The following is a 15,844-nucleotide window of genomic DNA, read 5'->3' as shown; positions in this document are numbered from 1 at the left end:
CACCTCTTTCGCGTGTTCCCTCTCCCTCACGGTGCCACAGGGGGGACGATGGGGGCATGTCCTTCGACCTGGATCCCCTCGAGCTCGTCGCCGCCGCGCTGACGGCCGTGCTGCTGTCCGTCCCGATCGCGTTCCCGCTGGCCGCCGGGATCATCGCCGGCCCGCGCCGCACCTGGAGCGGAGCGGGGCTCGCGATGGGGGTCAGCCTGCTGCTGGGTGTGGTGCTCGCCGTCGCCGCGGCCTTCATCGCACCCGGGGCCCTGCAGACGCTCAGCAGCATCGCCCTGATCCTGGGACTGCTGTGCGCGATCGCTGCCGCGGTGCTGGTCATCGTCCTGGACGACGGGAACACTCTCGCCATCGCGATCGGGGTCGCCGCCTGCGTGCTGGTCGGCCTCGGCGAGCCCGGCGAGACCATGGTCGCGATGCTCGGCATCAGCTCCTCGACCCTGGTGGTCCTCTCCGCGGTGGTGATCGGGGCGGTCGCCCTGGTGGCGATCGTCGGCTTCCTGGTCGCCGTCGCAGGCAGGGTGCGAGCGCTGCAGATCGGCGTGGCAGTGGCCGCGATCGTCGCTGCGCTGATCAGCGTGTTCGGGATGTTCGGGCTGCTGCTGCACGAGCTCGCGCGCATCCATCTGCCGCAGATGCCGCTGCTGGCCACCCTGATCTCCGTGCTCGTCGCCCTCGTGATCGGCAGCGTGGTCGGTGGCGTGCTCGAGACGACCAGGACGCGCCGGCCGGCGCCGACCGTTTCCGACGCAGGCTGAGACGCGCGGGCTGAGACGCGCGAGCTGTGACCCGCGGGCTGAGTCGCGCGAGCTGTGACCCGCGGGCTGACGAACTCAGGCGGAGCCGAGGAGGCGTTCCCTCAACGCACGGAACCACCGCAGCTCGTACTCGCTGCGGGGAATCGCCAGGGCGTGCCCGCACCATCCCAGCACCTGCGCCCGCTCCCATCGACCCTCCCGGATCAAGCGCGGGATGATGTGCGCACCGAGGGTGAGTCCGGGCATCGTCTCGTCCCGCTGCGGGGCCGAGACCCCCTTCTGACCCGCCACCTCGAACAGCCTCGGCAGCGTGGTGTCGATCAGGATCGGACGCTCCTCCAGATAGCGTGAGAGGCCCGGCTGGGAGATCAGGAGCAGGACGGCGCCGCGCTGGGTGGGCGGCGGTATCAGCCCGCTCTGCGCCCAGTCGAACATCGCCTCGATGCCCCGGTTCCGGTCCCATGCCTTGGGGTTCGCCACGAATCGCTGCGCCCACGCCTCGACGAATCCCTGGAGATCGTCGGGGAACAGCCTCGGGATGATGTCCCGGGCGATCGGCAGCTCCACGGGATGCACTCTCGTCGCGGCCGGCGCTGTGCGTGTCGCCAGCCTGGCCACGGACGCGGCATCGTGGTGACCCCGGCGCAGGCTCCCGCTCCAACGCCCCTGCTCGTCGCGCTCCCCGATCGGCGCCGCGTCGATGGCATCCGCCGACTTCCTCACCGCGTTCCAGGCCCGACGCCTCTGCACCACAGAAAGCGGCTCGAGCAGGTTGAGCACCTCCGCGGTGCGTCCGGCGCGGAGGGCGGCGTGAAGTACTCGGTCCGGGGCGGACAGCGAGGTCGAAGGAGCACTCATGGCACAGGAATACCACGATGCTTCGTCACCCCGCGAGGACTACTCTGGGTGAGTGCGCGGAGCTGCTCCGCGTCCCCGTCGGAGGAGTGCAGATGACCATCACCGGAACCCTCGACACCGCAGGCCGCGACCTCGTGCTCACCCGCGTCGTGGCCGCCCCGGCAGCCCGGATCTGGGAGCACGTGAGCCGCTCCGCGCTGCTCGCCACCTGGTACGGGACATACACCGGTGACCCCGCGAGCGGTTCCGTCCAGGTCACCATGACGGCGGAGCCTGGGGAGGCGTCCACCTCTGATTACACGATCCACGCCTGCGAGCCGGGCCGATTGCTGACGGTCAGCGCGTCCATGGAGGGCACCTGGACCCTGAGCCTCGAGCTCACCCCCGACGCCGACGGCGGCACGCAGGTCGCGCTGACCCACCACGACGTGCCGGTCGAGATGGTGCACGACATCGGCCCGGGCTGGGAGTGGTACCTCGACCGACTCACCGGTGCCGTGACCGGCGGCAGGATCCCGGGCATGGACGTCTGGGACAGCGAGTACATGACGCTCAGCGAGGAGTACGCCGCGCTCGCCGGGTGACGCGCGGCGTTCAGCGTCGTCGGCCAGTCGGGCCGGCACCGAGAGTGACGATCGGACCATCTTGTGTCGCGCAAAGTGTTCCGAACGTCGATCTCGACCACGGCAGGCCACCGGTCGGCCAGACCGGCACCTCTCAGCGGGCGAGCTCGAACCCGGCCGGGGCGAGCCGGCTCAGCTCCTCACGCAGGAGCGCGCCGACCTCCTTGCGCCGCGCCGCCCCCATCCGCTCGAGCGGCCCGGTGACGCTGACGGCGACCGAGCGCCCGCCGGTGCGGGTCAGGGCCACGCCCACGCAGGCGATGCCCGGCTCGTTCTCCTCGATCTCGGTGGACCACCCGCGGCGGGCGGCCTCATCCACCACCTCGGTGAGGTGCTGCAGGCTGATCACGCTCCCGGCCTCGTCCGCTCCTCCCTCGGTGGCCTGGGCATACGCGGTCAACGCGTCTCCGCGTGCCCCGTCGGCCGCGAGCATCGCCCGACCCATCGCGGTGCGAGCCGCCGGGGCCCGGCTGCCCACCCGCGACCACACCCGGAGCGTGCGCTCGGGCTCGACCTTGTCGAGGTAGAGCACGCGCGTGCCGTCCATCTGCCCCAGATGCACCAGTTCCTGGGAGCGCTGCGAGATGCTGGCGAGAGCCGGAGCGAACAGGGTCGGCAGATTCTCGCCGGTGCCGTAGGCCTGGGCGAGCCCGAGCGGGGCGGTGCCCAGCCGGTAGCGCTGGTCCCTCGCGGACTGCTCGGCGAACCCGCGGTGCATGAGCGCTCGCAGCAAGCGGTGGACTGACGCCTTGTTCAGCCCACCGGCCTCGGCGATGTCGCGCAGCGTCATCCCCTCGGGGCCGGCGCCAGCCAGGATCTCCAGCAGGATCAGCGCCTTGTCGACGCTGCCGACGGGGCTCGCCCCGTGGACGGGTGCCGTTGGCTTCTCCTCCGGGTCGGGAGCGGTCATCGCATGCCTCTCTTCCTGGATGAGCAGAGATTGCCCGGTGCTCACGGCGCCTCTAGACTCATTACGGACTGCAGAATATGCGTTCCATCATATAAAACAGATTCGGGGTCCCGCAGTCGTGGCCTCGCCCCGGAGGAGCCTCGCATGGCCATCGATCGCATCGACGTGAACGTCACCAGCCCCGGCCGCAACTTCGTCACCGCCATCGTGACCACCAGCGACGGCATCACCGGCCTCGGCGACGGCACGCTGAACGGACGCGAACTCTCGGTGGTCTCCTACCTGCGCGACCACGTGGCGCCCACCCTGATCGGCCGCGACGAGTCCCAGATCGAATCGATCTGGCAGTACCTCTACCGCAGCCCCTACTGGCGTCGCGGCCCGGTGACGATGGCCGCGGTCTCCGCGATCGACATGGCCCTGTGGGACATCGCCGCGAAGAAGGCGGGAGAGCCGCTGTACAAGCTGCTCGGCGGCGCCTCCCGCAGCGGCCTGCTCACCTACGCCCACGCCTCCGGCACCACGATCGAGAGGCTCAACGAAGCGATCCACGGCTACGTCGAGCAGGGCTTCCAGGCCGTGCGGATCCAGTCGGGCGTGCCCGGACTGGACCAGATCTACGGTGTCCACGACTCGGAGCCGGGTGGGAAGTACGAGTACGAGCCGGCCGGGCGGGCCGCGGCGGGCGCGCCGCTGCGGCCGACGGAGGAGACCTGGGACACCGCCGCCTACCTCCGCCACCTGCCCACCGTCTTCGCCGGAGTTCGCGAGGAGTTCGGGCCCGCGCTGCACCTGCTGCACGACGGCCACCACCGCATGCGGCCCATCGAAGCCGCGAAGCTCGCGAAGTCCCTCGAGCCCTACGACCCGTTCTGGTTCGAGGACTGCACCCCCGGCGAGGACCAGGCCGCGCTGCGCCTGGTGCGCCAGCACTCGGTGACCCCGCTCGCGATCGGCGAGGTGTTCAACTCCGTCCACGACTACCAGACCCTGATCACCGAGCGGCTGATCGACTACGTGCGCTCCTCGGCCACCCACGCAGGCGGCATCACCGGCCTGCGCCAGATCATGAGCTTCGCCGCGGTCTACGGCATCCGCTCCGGCTTCCACGGCCCCACCGACGTCTCCCCGGTGGGGATGGCCGCGAACCTCCACCTGGGTCTCGCGATCCACAACTTCGGGATTCAGGAGTACATGCCCCACTCCGAGAGCACCCTGTCGGTGTTCCGCACCAGCTACCGCTTCGAGGGCGGGATGCTGCACCCGGGCGAGACCCCGGGGTTCGGCGTCGAGCTCGATGAGGAGGCGGCAGCGGGGCACGAGTACCAGCCCGCCTACCTGCCGGTGAACAGACTGCGCGACGGGACCGTGCACGACTGGTGACCTCTGAAGGAGCCCCGGTGAGCGCTGACCCCACCACCCCGTTCGTCGTCCCGCCCGGACCGACCACGCGACCCACGCTCGAGGGAACCTTCGGGATGACCGCCTCGACCCACTGGATCGCGACGGCCTGCATGCAGAGCGTCCTGGAGCGCGGCGGGAATGCCTTCGACGCCGCGACCGCCGGCGCCTTCGTGCTGCATGTGGTCGAGCCGCACCTCAACGGCCCCGGCGGGGACATGACGGCGATTCTGGCGACCGCCGCAGACCCCACCCCCGTCGTGGTGATGGGACAGGGTTCCGCCCCGGCCGGGGCGAGCATCGCGCACTACCGCGCCGAGGGCCTCACCGCCGTGCCCGGCACCGGCGCCCTCGCCGCCGCCGTTCCCCTGGCGGTGGATGCCTGGCTGCTGGTGCTGCAGGAGAAGGGCACCTGGGAGCTCGAGGACGTCCTGGCCTACGCGATCGACTGCGCCGAGCAGGGCCATCCCGTCCTCGCCCGCGTCAGCGCCCAGATCGAGACGGTCGCCCAGACCTTCACCGAGCACTGGCCGAGCTCCGCCGCGCTGTGGATGCCGGACGGGGCCGCGCCGGAGCCCGGGCAGCTGATCCGCAACCCGGAGTATGCCGCGGTGCTGCGGGACCTCGTCGCGGCCGGCGCCGGTCACGGGGCCGGGATCGGGGCCGACGGTGCGGGCGGGAGTGAGCTGCCCGATGGGCGCGAGCTGCCCAGCGAACCCGAGCTGCCAGGCGGGCGGGAGGCTCGGATCGCCGCCGCCCGGGAGCGGTGGCGCGCCGGGCCCGTCGCCCAGGCCATCGCCGAGTTCGTGCGCACCCCGCACCGCCACTCCGACGGGGCCGATCACGCCGGCGTGATGACCCTCGAGGACCTGGCTGCGGCCGAGGCGCACGTCGACACGGCAGCCACCGCGAACTTCCGTGGCTGGACGGTCGCCAAGACCGGCGCCTGGGGACAGGGCCCGGCCCTGCTCGAGGCCCTCGGCATCCTGGACGGCTGCGAGGATACCCAGCTCGACCCCTCCACCGAGCGCGGCGCCCACACCATCCTCGAGGCGCTCAAGCTGGCACTCGCCGACCGCGACGTTCACTACGGCGACACGGACGGAGGCGTCGACCTCGAGCAGCTGCTCTCACCCGAGTACCTCTCCGGCCGCCGCGCCCTGATCGCCGAGAACGCCTCCCACGAATTCCGCCCGGGCGCTCTCGGAGACGGTCCGTCGGCCCTGCCGCCGCTGCTCACCGACGACGAGTTCGCGCAGTGCACCGGCGAAGCCGTCGACCACGGCAGCTCCGGGGAGCCGACGGTCCGACCGACCGGGGAGGCGCGCGGGGACACCTGCCATCTCGATGCGGTCGACCGCTGGGGCAACATCATCAGCGCCACCCCTTCCGGCGGCTGGCTGCAGTCCTCACCCGCCATCCCTGGCCTCGGCTTCTGCCTCGGCACCCGCCTGCAGATGATGTGGCTGGACGAGACGCTGCCCTCGGCCCTGCGTCCCGGCCGGCGCCCGCGCACCACCCTCACCCCGACGCTGGTGCTGCGGGACGGTGAGGCCGTCCTGGCCTGCGGCTCCCCGGGCGGTGACCAGCAGGATCAGTGGCAGCTGCTGTTCCTGCTGCGCGTGCTGGTGGGCGGGCTCGAGCTCCAGCAGGCGATCGACGCCCCGGCCCTGCACACCCTCTCGATGCCGGGCTCCTTCTGGCCCCGCACGTGGTCCCCGGGCCGGGCCGTGGTCGAGGATCGCCTCGGTGAGGAGGTCATCGCCGGGCTCGAGGCACGCGGGCATGAGGTGGTGCGCGCCGGGGACTGGTCGCTGGGGCGGCTGTCGTGCGTGATGCGTGACCCCGACACCGGGATGCTGCGCGCCGCCGCCAACTCCCGCGGCGCCCAGGGCTACGCCGCCGGCCGCTGAGGCCCAACCGCTGCCGCCGGCCGCTGCTGAGTCGGTCAGCGGCTCACGGGGTCCGCGGCGCCGCCGGAGAGCAGGGCGTCGAGGTCGCGCAGCCGCGGCGCCCCTTCCCAGTCCCCGGGGCTGGTGCAGGCCAGCGCCCCGCAGGCATTCGCCCTGGCCAGCCGTGCGGGCACGTCCAGCCCGTCGAGCTGAGCGCTGAGATATCCGGCCACGAAGGCGTCCCCGGCACCGACGGTGTCGACCACGTCCACCCGGTGCCCAGGGGCCTCATGGATCTCGCCGTCCGCGAGGGCGGCGCCGCCGTCGGCCCCGAGCTTCACGACCACCTGGCGGCCGTCGGCCTCCAGCGCCCGCAGCAGAGCCCGGTGGTCAGTGTCGGCGATGTCCGGAGCGAGGATCGAGAGCTCCTCCGGCCCGCCGAACACGACGTCGACGTGCTCGAGGATCTCGCCCAGCCGCTGCCCGAGGAGTTCCCGCGACCCCAGCCGCGAACGAAAGTTCACATCGAGGCTGACCTGCACTCCTGCCGCCACTGCGCGCTGCACGGCAGAGATGTTCGTGGCGTGCGCGGTGTCCGAGAGCAGCGGGGTGATGCCGCTGAGCTGCAGGATCTCGGCCTGCTCGATGAGTCCTGCCGGGAGGTCGCCCGGGGTGAGGGCGGAGGCGGCGGACCCGGCCCGGTAGTAGTCCACGCGGGTGGTGGCGGCGCTGGGGCGGGACTTGATCATCAGGCCCGTCGGCCGCTCCGGATCGACCGTGCAGTGCACCTCGACGCCCTCGGCGCGGATCTCGCGGGCCACGCGCGTGCCCAGCGGATCATCGCCCACTCGGCTCACCCACGCGGAGGGGACGCCCAGCCGGCGCAGCCCGATCGCGAGGTTCGACTCGGCGCCACCCAGCGAGATGTCCACCGAGGGCAGATGCGCGAGCGAGCCGATGGAGGCGGTGCGCATCAGCGCCATGGTCTCGCCGACCGCCACCACGCGGGGGCCGACGGGGGCGCGGACGCCCTCGTCGGGGATCCTCATGCCCCGGCCTCGCGGGTGGTCACGCCCACGAACCGGGCGGCGCGGTCGGCGAGCTCCTCGAGGCTGCCGCCCTTCAGGGCGTCTCCCACCAGTGGCCCGCCCACGGAGACCGCGTCGGCGCCGGCGCGCAGCCAGGCCGCGGCCGCCTCGAGATCCACCCCGCCCGAGGGGACCACGCGGATGTCGGGGAAGGGACCGCGCAGGTCCTTGAGGTATCCGGGGCCCACGACGGACGCCGGGAACACCTTCACCGCCGCCGCCCCCGCGGCCCAGCCGGCGTGCAGCTCGGTGGGGGTGAGCCCGCCGGCGACGATCGCGATGCCGGCCTCCGCCGCCGCCTCCAGCAGGTCGGGGCGGGTGATCGGGGTGACGATGTAGTGCGCGCCCCGCTCGGCGGCGGTGCGCAGCTGCGCCGGGTCGGTGACGGTGCCGATGCCGAGGTCCAGGCGGTCCCCGAAGCGCTCGAGCAGCGCGGGCAGCTCCTCGAGGGTGCCGGGGGTGGACAGCGTCAGCTCCACGGAACGGATGCCGGCGTCGGCGAGGGTCGCGAGCACGGGAGCGTACTGCTCGGCGCGCTCACCACGGATCACGACGATCAACCGGGCGGAGGCGGTGCGCTCGGGGAGCGACAGGCGGGACACGGGGGTCATGGCGGATCTCCTGGGGGTCAGGGCGAGCGGACGGACGGCGCGCTGCTCAGAGCTCGAGCAGCACCTTGGCGGAGAGGGAGGCATCGCGCGCGGTCGCGAAGGCGCTCTCGGCCTCGGCGGCGGGGATCGACTGGGTGACCACCGCGTCGAAGCGGGCATCCTCGGCCAGCAGCTCGATGGCCTCGTCGATCTCGGTGTCGAAGCGCTGGGTGCCCCGCAGCTGGACCTCCTTGGCGACCAGCGCGGCGAGGTTCACCGGGATGTCCTGGTTGGGCAGGATCGCGACCTGCACGATGATCCCGGCCGGGCGCACCGCCTGCACGGCGGAGGAGAGCGAGATGGGGGCCCCGGAGCATTCGAGCACCACGTCGTAGGCGGAGTGCTCGGGGGTCTCCTCGCCCACGAGGATCGTGCGATCGGCGCCGAGGGCACGGGCGCGCTCGAGCGGCTCGGGGCGCACGTCGGTGGCGTCCACCGAGGCGGCGCCGCGGTGGAGCAGAGCGGCGACGGCGAGCAGGCCGATCGGACCCGAGCCCAGCACCAGGGCCTTCTTGCCCGTCACGTCCCCGGCGATGGTCACGGCGTGCAGGGACACGGCGAGCGGCTCGGCGAGAGCGCCGCGCTTCAGCGGCAGCGACTCGGGCAGACGGCGCAGGTTCGCGCGGTCGATGACGAGGTGCTCCGCGGCCGCGCCCTGGCGGTGCGGGGTGACGCTCGCGCTGCCCAGGTAGTCGCCGCCCGGCCACAGGTGGGGGCGGTCCTCGATGCCCGGGGCGGAGGTGCCGTAGCGGGCGGGGTGCACGGTGACCGGGGTGCCCGGGGCGTACTCGCCGCTGGGGTCCAGGTCCACCACTGCGGAGAGCTCGTGGCCCGGGGTCAGCGGCTCGGTGATCACGAAGGCGCCGTTGGCCCCCTGATAGTAGTAGTGCAGGTCCGAGCCGCAGATGCCGACGTACTTGATGCGCAGGCGCACCTGATCAGGGCCGGGTTCGACCTCGGGGGCGTCCTCCCAGCGGAGGTCTTCGGCGGCGTGGATGGCGAGGGTCTTCATCAGCGGTTCTCCTTGAACGAGGCGGTGAGTGCCTCGGCGGTCGCGGCGCGCGGTCCCGAGGTGAGGATCGTGGTGAGCAGCTCGCCGACCAGATCGACGAACTCCGGGCGGTCGGCGAGCTCCTCGGAGAGGCATCCGCTCTCCATCAGGAGGCGGGCGTGCTCGGCCGGGCTGGTGGCCGCCGAAGCGATCTCCTGCAGCTGCGCCTGGGCGGGATCGGTCATGGCGCGCGCCTGCTCCCCGGGCTCGAAGCCTCGCGGGGGGACGACGCAGGCGAACCAGGCCGCGACCGTGAGGGCCAGCAGAGCCGGGGTCCGCCCCGCGTCCAGATGGAAGCGGGCAGGGACGGGGATGCGCTGGGGCAGCCGCATCGACCCGTCGGACCCGACCTGGCGGGTGCGGTGGCCGAGGTCGTGGTTGTGCCAGCGGTGGGTGAGGTCCTCGATGTACCCCGCGGTGTCGAACCCCGCGGGCAGATCGATGGTGGGCAGGTTCTCGTCGTGGATCAGCGTGAGCACGGCCTCGGCGATCCAGTCCTGGTCGAAGGCCTCGGGGATGGTGACCCGGCCGTCGAGCGCCCCCAGGTAGGCGATGAGGGAGTGCGGTCCGTTGAGGATGCGGAGCTTGACCTGCTCGTACTTCTCGACGTCACCGTCGGCGGTGGACATGATCGCGCCGCCGCGCTCCCACGCCGGGCGGCCGGCGGGGAAGTCGTCCTCGATCACCCACATGGAGAACTTCTCGGCGCGCACCGGGGCCCCGTCACGCACGCCCAGCAGCTCGGCGACGTGGTCGCTCGTGCCCGGGGTGGTGGCGGGGACGATCCGGTCCACCATGGCGTTGGGGAAGGAGACGCTGCCGCGCACATAGGCGAGCACGTCGTCCTCGGCGCCGGAGGCCTCGAGGAACTCGGTGACCATGCGCCGCGCGGTCTGCCCGGCGGAGACGACGTTGTCGCAGGGCAGCACGGTGAACGGCTCGCCGCCGGCGGCGGCGCGCGCAGCAAGACCGCCGGCGAGCAGGCCGATCACGCTGCGAGGCGAGGCCGGGCTCTCGAGGTCCGCACGGATCGCGGGGGAGTCGACGTCCAGGTGTCCGGTGCGGGGGGAGACGGAATAGCCGCCCTCGGAGACGGTGAGGGTGAGGAGGCGCCGCGCCGAGGTCGCGATCTCCCGCACCACGGCCGACGGATCCTCGGCCATCACGCCGAAGCCCCGGTGCACGTCCACGACATCCGCCCGGGTGCCGGTGTCCGCGAGCTCGAGCACGCTGTACAGGCCCTCCTGGCGGGACATCGCATCGACCACCGAGCGGGAGCGGTTCGCGAAGCCGATGATCCCCCAGTCGCCCTCCTCGGCGGCGAGGGCACGCGCGGTGTGCACCGCCGCGTGCGCGCGATGGAAGGCGCCGAGGCCCAGGTGGATGATGCCCGCGCGCGCGGGATCCTGCGGGGCTGACGCGCCGAGCAGCGGGAGCCCGCTCAGACGCGAACGGTCGAGTGCGGGGACGGAGCCGGGTGTCGGCATGCGAGCCTCCTGGTCGATGGCTGGTGACGCGGTCGCGAGGCGAGAGCGTCCGTTGGTGGAACGGGTCACGTCAGACCGGAACCTGCACCATTTCATATTGCAAAACGTTGGTTTTGTAGTTCGTAACAGTTTAGCAGTGTGGGGTATGTGGCGTACGTGTCTCTCCGGTGCGGTCAGAATCGCTCGATCGGACCCTCGAACGCCACGATCCCCGCAGCTTCCTGATTCTCGGAGTGCCGCGGGGATCGCCCGCCTGAGCTCGCCAGCAAGGAGGGCGGTCCGAGGACGTCAGCGCGGTGAGTCAGTTCGGCAGGACCTCAGGATTGAGGATGTTCCGAGGGCGCACGCCCATGACCGTGTCGATCACGTTCTCCACGGTGCGTCGCTTCAGCTCGAAGTACGATTCCTCCGTGTACCAGGCGATATGCGGCGTCAGCACGACCGTGTCGAAAGTTGTCAACGGATGGTCTGCCGGGATGGGCTCCTGCTCGTGGACGTCGAGACCCGCACCGTAGATCTTCCGCTCCGAGAGAGCGTCCACCAGCGCAGCAGTGTCGATGACCCCGCCGCGACTCGTGTTGATCAGGATCGCCTCCGTCTTCATCTGCGCCAGCTGCTCGGTGCTGATCAGATGGTGTGTCTCGGGAGTGAGTGGCGTATGCACCGAGACGACATCGGAGCTGCTCAGCAGCTCCTCGAGGCTGACGATGCGGACGCCATCGACAGTGCTGCCGAGCTCGCGTCGCCCATCGGTGGCCACCACCTCGTACCCGAGCCCTCGAGCCTTGCGTGCAGTCGCCGCGCCGATCAGGCCCAGGCCGATGATCCCGAAGGTGCGCCCGCCGATCAGGCGGAGCGGCTTGACCGGGACGAAGTCCGCCGAGCCTGCGCGGATCCCGCGATCGAGCCGGGCGATGCCGCGACCGACGGCGAGGGCGAGACCGATCGCGTGGTCGGAGACCGCCTCGGTCCCGTAATCGGGGACATTGGAGACGGCCACGCCTCGCGCTGTCGCGGCCTCGACGTCGACCGTGTCGACGCCCACTCCGTAGCGCCCGATGGACTTCAGTCGGGGGAGCGCCTCGAGGACCTCGGCGTCGATGGTCGCGTACTGGACGACGATGCCGTCGGCATCAGCCGCCGCGGCGATCACCTCGGCCTTCGTCGTCGCCTGGGCCAGGACGAGCTCGACGCCGCGCTGCTGCGCCACGTCCTGCTCGGTGGCGATCGAGTCGTGGTCACACTCGGTGATGACGATCTTGGGGATCAACGCATCTCCTTCACGGGGAATGTATCCATGTCGTCGAACGACTGGTTCTCGCCGGCCATGGCCCAGACGAAGCTGTATGCGGAGGTGCCGACTCCTGAGTGCACAGACCAGGAGGGGGAGATGATCGCCTCCTCATTCGCGACCACCATGTGCCGGGTCTCCTGGGGCTGACCGAGCAGATGGAGGACGCGGGCCTCCTCGGGCACATCGAAGTAGAGGTAGCACTCGGTGCGGCGGTCATGGGTGTGAGCAGGCATCGTGTTCCACATGCTGCCCTCATGAAGGGTGGTGACACCCATGACGACCTGGCAGCTGCGCACCCCGTTCTCATGGATGTACTGGTTCAGCGTGCGCCGGTTCGAGGTCTTCTGGTCGCCGAGCTCACGGATGGTCCCCTGGCCCGGCTCGACCAGGGTGGTGGGGTAGGCGGTGTGCGCGGGAGCCGAGAACAGGTAGAAGCGGGCGCCCGCTCCGGCGAAGTCGACATCGGTCGCGCCGCGGCCGATGTACAGGCACGCTCCCTTGGCCATGCGGTGCTCGGTGCCGTCGACCGTCACCGTGCCGGCCTGGCCGACGTTCACGACCCCTGCCTCGCGGTGGTCGAAGAAACGCTCGGAGCGGATCTCGGGATAGGTCGGCATGCTGATCGGCTCATCCAGGGGGACGATGCCGACGAGCACGGTGCGGTCCTCGTGGGTGTAGAGGGCGTTCGCCTCGCCCGGGACGAACAGCCCCGGCACCAGGTAACGGCGGCGAATTTCCGCGGTGTCCATTCCGGGCACCTGATCGGGATGGGTGGAGTGTCTGAGTTCCACAGTGGAGACCTCTCGTAGGGGGCAGTCGAAGACGATGGGAGGACGGACACCTCGGTGTTCGCCCTCCCACCAGTCACATCAGGCCGAGCAGGCTCGGCAGCCAGGTGGACAGTGCCGGGACGTACAGCACCAGGAGCAGCAGCAGCGCGAGCGCGATGAAGAAGGGGATCAGAGGACGCAGCACCGACTCCATCGAGACCTTGCCGATCCTCGCACCGACGAACAGCACCGTGCCGACAGGAGGGGTGATCACCCCGACGCATACCGCGAAGGTCATGAACAGCCCGAAGTGGATCGGGTGCATTCCCATCTCGATGGCGATCGGCAGGAAGATCGGGGTGAAGATCAGGATCGCGGGGGTCGCGTCCATGAACGTGCCGATGATCAGGAGCGCGATCGCGATGAGGAAGAGCACCACGATCTGGTTCTCGGAGACCCCGAGGATCAGGTCCGAGATGATGACCGGCACCCGCGCGAAGCTCATCATCCAGGCCATCGCGGTCGAGACGCCGATCAGGAAGACGACGATCGACGTGGTGCGCGTGGCCTCGAGAAAGATCGCGGGCAGCTGCTTGAGCGTCACCGAACGATAGACGAAGGCCAGTGCCAGCGAATACAGGACCGCGATGACCGCAGCCTCTGTCGGGGTGAAGATGCCGGCGAGGATGCCACCGATGACGATGACGATCATCAGAAGAGCGGGAATCGCCTTGAGGAGGGTCATCACAGCAACCCCGAAGGAGACCTTCTCGGTGACCTTGAGCTCGGGCCGCTTCCGTGCATAGAGATGAACCACGACCATGCACGCAAGGGCCCAGAGCATGCCCGGGAGGTAGCCGCCGACGAACAGCGCCGCGACCGAGGTGCTGCTGACCAGTGAATAGACGATCAGCACGTTGCTGGGCGGGATCAGCATCCCGGCAGGGGCCGAGGCGATGTTGACTGCCGCCGCGAAGCGAGGGTCGTAGCCCTCGCGCTTCTGCTGCGGTGCCATCGTCGATCCGACCGCGGCGGCGGCCGCGACGGCCGATCCGCTGACGGCACCGAACATCGCATTGGCCGCGACGTTGGCCTGGGCCAATGATCCGGGCATGCGGCCGACCAGCACTCGGGCGGCATCGATCAGTCGGGTCGCGATCCCGCCGTTGTTCATGATCACGCCCGCGAGGACGAAGAACGGTATCGCCAGCAGCGGGAACGAGTTGATCCCGGTGAACATGCGCTGTGAGGTGGTGAGGGCGACCTGCTCGGGGGTGAAGATGGCCAGCATGGCCAGCGCCGTGGCGCCGCCGACGGCGATCGCGATCGGTGTGCCGATGACGAGCAGCACCACGGTCGCGATGAGCAGGATGAGGGCGCCGAGTGTTGAGGGATCCATGGTTCTCCTTACACCGCCTCGACGGTGTCGATGTCGTCGGGCTCGAACGACTCCTCGTCACCGCGGGCGACACGCACCAGGTGATAGATCGAGTAGATGATGACGAGGACGCCCGAGATCGGCATGACCAGGAACCAGGGGCCGATCGTCGTCGGGAGCCCGCTGAGGTTCTGCTGCCAGGCGTTCTCGGCCGCCCGCAGCCCTCCGAAGACGAGGATGTAGGCGGCGAAGGCGATGACGAGTCCCTGGACGAGCAGCCCGACGATCCGCTGCGGCATCTCGGGGAGGCGGCGCACGGCCACATCGATGGCGATGTGGCCGCGCTCGCCGAACACCAGGGTGGCACCGAGCAGACCGACCCAGACGAACAAGTACCGTGCCAGGCTCTCGGACCACTGACTCGGCTCGAGGAGCACCTGGCGGGCGAACACCTGCCAGGTCACGACGACCACCAGGGCCATGAAGAGTGCCACGCAGACGATCCCCAGGATCCGGTCGATCATCAGCTTCGTTGCTGTGAAGGCCTTCATTCGATCTCTTCCTCTCGGCGCGGACCGCTCACACCGCGTCGCGGGTGGCCTGGTAGAGGGCCTGGGCGGTCTCGCTGTCCGGCACGGACTCCTCGGAGAACGGGCCGAGGATCGCCCGGAAGGCCTCAGCGTCGACGTCGTCGTTGAACTTCCCGCCGCCGGCCGTGGCGGCCTCGATCGCCTCAGCGACCTTCTCGCCCCACAGCGCGCCCTCCTCTTCCACTGCGGTGGCGAGCTCCTCCTCGAAGATCGACCGGTGCTCGTCGCTCATATCCGCCAGGACGGCGGGATTCGCGATGAGGTAGTCCGGCACCATGAGGTGACGGGTGTACGAGTAGAAGGGACCGACCTCGACATGCTTGAGATCGTTGAACACCAGCTCGTTGTTCTCGGCGCCGTCGAGGACGCCGCTCTGCATCGCCGTGTAGACCTCGCCCTGGGCCATCGGCGTGGCCGAGCCGCCCATGAGGTTCAACATCTCGATATGGGTGTCCGATTCCTGAACCCGGATCTTCAGACCTGCCATGTCGTCAGGGGTGACCACAGGAGCCTTGGAGTTGTAGACGTTCCGGACCCCGCCGTGCAGGCCGGCGAGGACCGAGATGTTCTGGTCCTCGAGCGAGGCGTAGAGCTCACCGATGATCGCAGGATCATTGGTCACCGTCCGCTGGTGCTCCTGGCTGTCGAAGACGAACGGGAGGTTGAAGACGATGTAGTCCTCGGAGAAGTTCTCCATCTGTGCGCCGCCGACCATGGCCAGCTCGAGCGAACCGTCCTGCAGCAGCTGGATGGCCTCCTGCTGCGCGCCGAGGGTCTCGTTGGGATACACCTCGATGGTGAGCGCGCCGTCGGTGCGCTCTGAGAGTCGTTCACCCATCGCGGTGAACGCGATGAACTGAGGGTGGTTCTCGGTCTGGTTGAAGGCGAGGCGCATCGTGGTTGCACCGCCGCCGCCACCTTCGCCTCCACCTGACTCGGAGCCGCCGCAGGCAGCCAGTCCAGCCGTAGCGAGACCTGCACCGGTGAGAGCGAGGAAATTCCTGCGTCGCATGTTGTTCTCCTTTGAACGTTGACAATCTTCTTCATGGGCTGCACCCGGGGGACCGGTATGCACGTGGAGGACC

At 70.2% G+C, this 15,844-nt stretch carries 15 protein-coding genes; 4 read left to right on the top strand and 11 right to left on the bottom strand.

Annotation, left to right across the window (positions count from 1 at the left end; all coding sequences use genetic code 11):
* Positions 1 to 56: 56 nt before the first annotated feature.
* Positions 57 to 767 (top strand): hypothetical protein, encoded by a 711-nt coding sequence (locus Q0937_RS06925; RefSeq protein ID WP_299301414.1) that lies wholly within the window; start codon positions 57 to 59, stop codon positions 765 to 767.
* A gap of 75 nt (positions 768 to 842) precedes the next feature.
* On the opposite strand, the gene Q0937_RS06920 is transcribed toward Q0937_RS06925, so the two are convergent.
* On the bottom strand, positions 843 to 1,625 hold the full coding sequence (locus tag Q0937_RS06920) for a hypothetical protein (protein ID WP_299301411.1): 783 nt from the start codon (positions 1,623 to 1,625) through the stop codon (positions 843 to 845).
* Positions 1,626 to 1,717: 92 nt separating this feature from the next.
* Between Q0937_RS06920 and Q0937_RS06915 the strand changes: the two genes are divergently transcribed.
* Positions 1,718 to 2,209: an SRPBCC domain-containing protein gene (locus tag Q0937_RS06915; protein ID WP_299301408.1), complete on the top strand. Its 492-nt coding sequence runs from the start codon at positions 1,718 to 1,720 to the stop codon at positions 2,207 to 2,209.
* A 133-nt stretch (positions 2,210 to 2,342) separates the two neighbouring features.
* On the opposite strand, the gene Q0937_RS06910 is transcribed toward Q0937_RS06915, so the two are convergent.
* Entirely contained in the window at positions 2,343 to 3,158 is an 816-nt protein-coding gene (locus Q0937_RS06910; protein ID WP_299301405.1) for an IclR family transcriptional regulator, read from the bottom strand.
* A 144-nt stretch (positions 3,159 to 3,302) separates the two neighbouring features.
* On the opposite strand from Q0937_RS06910, the gene manD reads away from it, so the two are divergent.
* Together manD and Q0937_RS06900 are read left to right on the top strand one after the other, a co-directional pair.
* Positions 3,303 to 4,541: a D-mannonate dehydratase ManD gene (manD, locus tag Q0937_RS06905; protein WP_299301402.1), complete on the top strand. Its 1,239-nt coding sequence runs from the start codon at positions 3,303 to 3,305 to the stop codon at positions 4,539 to 4,541.
* Between the two features lie 95 nt (positions 4,542 to 4,636).
* Entirely contained in the window at positions 4,637 to 6,472 is a 1,836-nt protein-coding gene (locus Q0937_RS06900) for a gamma-glutamyltransferase family protein (RefSeq protein ID WP_299302470.1), read from the top strand.
* A 35-nt stretch (positions 6,473 to 6,507) separates the two neighbouring features.
* Here the strand turns inward: Q0937_RS06900 and Q0937_RS06895 are convergent, their stop codons facing one another.
* The 9 genes from Q0937_RS06895 to Q0937_RS06855 form a co-directional block, all read right to left on the bottom strand.
* Positions 6,508 to 7,500, bottom strand: a complete 993-nt coding sequence (locus tag Q0937_RS06895; RefSeq protein ID WP_299301399.1) for a sugar kinase — start codon at positions 7,498 to 7,500, stop codon at positions 6,508 to 6,510.
* Positions 7,497 to 8,150, bottom strand: a complete 654-nt coding sequence (locus Q0937_RS06890; RefSeq protein ID WP_299301396.1) for a bifunctional 4-hydroxy-2-oxoglutarate aldolase/2-dehydro-3-deoxy-phosphogluconate aldolase — start codon at positions 8,148 to 8,150, stop codon at positions 7,497 to 7,499. Before Q0937_RS06890 ends, Q0937_RS06895 begins: the two co-directional genes overlap by 4 nt.
* Before the next feature lie 46 nt (positions 8,151 to 8,196).
* Positions 8,197 to 9,201, bottom strand: coding sequence for an L-idonate 5-dehydrogenase (locus Q0937_RS06885; protein WP_299301393.1), 1,005 nt, complete (start codon positions 9,199 to 9,201; stop codon positions 8,197 to 8,199).
* Positions 9,201 to 10,727: a mannitol dehydrogenase family protein gene (locus Q0937_RS06880; protein ID WP_299301390.1), complete on the bottom strand. Its 1,527-nt coding sequence runs from the start codon at positions 10,725 to 10,727 to the stop codon at positions 9,201 to 9,203. Before Q0937_RS06880 ends, Q0937_RS06885 begins: the two co-directional genes overlap by 1 nt.
* Before the next feature lie 301 nt (positions 10,728 to 11,028).
* Positions 11,029 to 11,997, bottom strand: a complete 969-nt coding sequence (locus Q0937_RS06875) for a C-terminal binding protein (protein ID WP_299301387.1) — start codon at positions 11,995 to 11,997, stop codon at positions 11,029 to 11,031.
* Positions 11,994 to 12,812: a 5-dehydro-4-deoxy-D-glucuronate isomerase gene (kduI, locus tag Q0937_RS06870; RefSeq protein WP_299301384.1), complete on the bottom strand. Its 819-nt coding sequence runs from the start codon at positions 12,810 to 12,812 to the stop codon at positions 11,994 to 11,996. Before kduI ends, Q0937_RS06875 begins: the two co-directional genes overlap by 4 nt.
* 73 nt (positions 12,813 to 12,885) lie before the next feature.
* The gene (locus tag Q0937_RS06865) at positions 12,886 to 14,190 is read right to left on the bottom strand and encodes a TRAP transporter large permease (protein WP_299301381.1); all 1,305 of its coding nucleotides are present in this window, start codon (positions 14,188 to 14,190) and stop codon (positions 12,886 to 12,888) included.
* A gap of 8 nt (positions 14,191 to 14,198) precedes the next feature.
* Entirely contained in the window at positions 14,199 to 14,720 is a 522-nt protein-coding gene (locus tag Q0937_RS06860) for a TRAP transporter small permease (RefSeq protein WP_299301378.1), read from the bottom strand.
* A gap of 28 nt (positions 14,721 to 14,748) precedes the next feature.
* Positions 14,749 to 15,771: a TRAP transporter substrate-binding protein gene (locus tag Q0937_RS06855; RefSeq protein ID WP_299301375.1), complete on the bottom strand. Its 1,023-nt coding sequence runs from the start codon at positions 15,769 to 15,771 to the stop codon at positions 14,749 to 14,751.
* Positions 15,772 to 15,844: the final 73 nt, after the last annotated feature.

Source organism: uncultured Brachybacterium sp. (assembly GCF_947500705.1).
Lineage (GTDB): Bacteria > Actinomycetota > Actinomycetes > Actinomycetales > Dermabacteraceae > Brachybacterium.
This window is presented reverse-complemented; position numbering and strand designations above follow the sequence as displayed.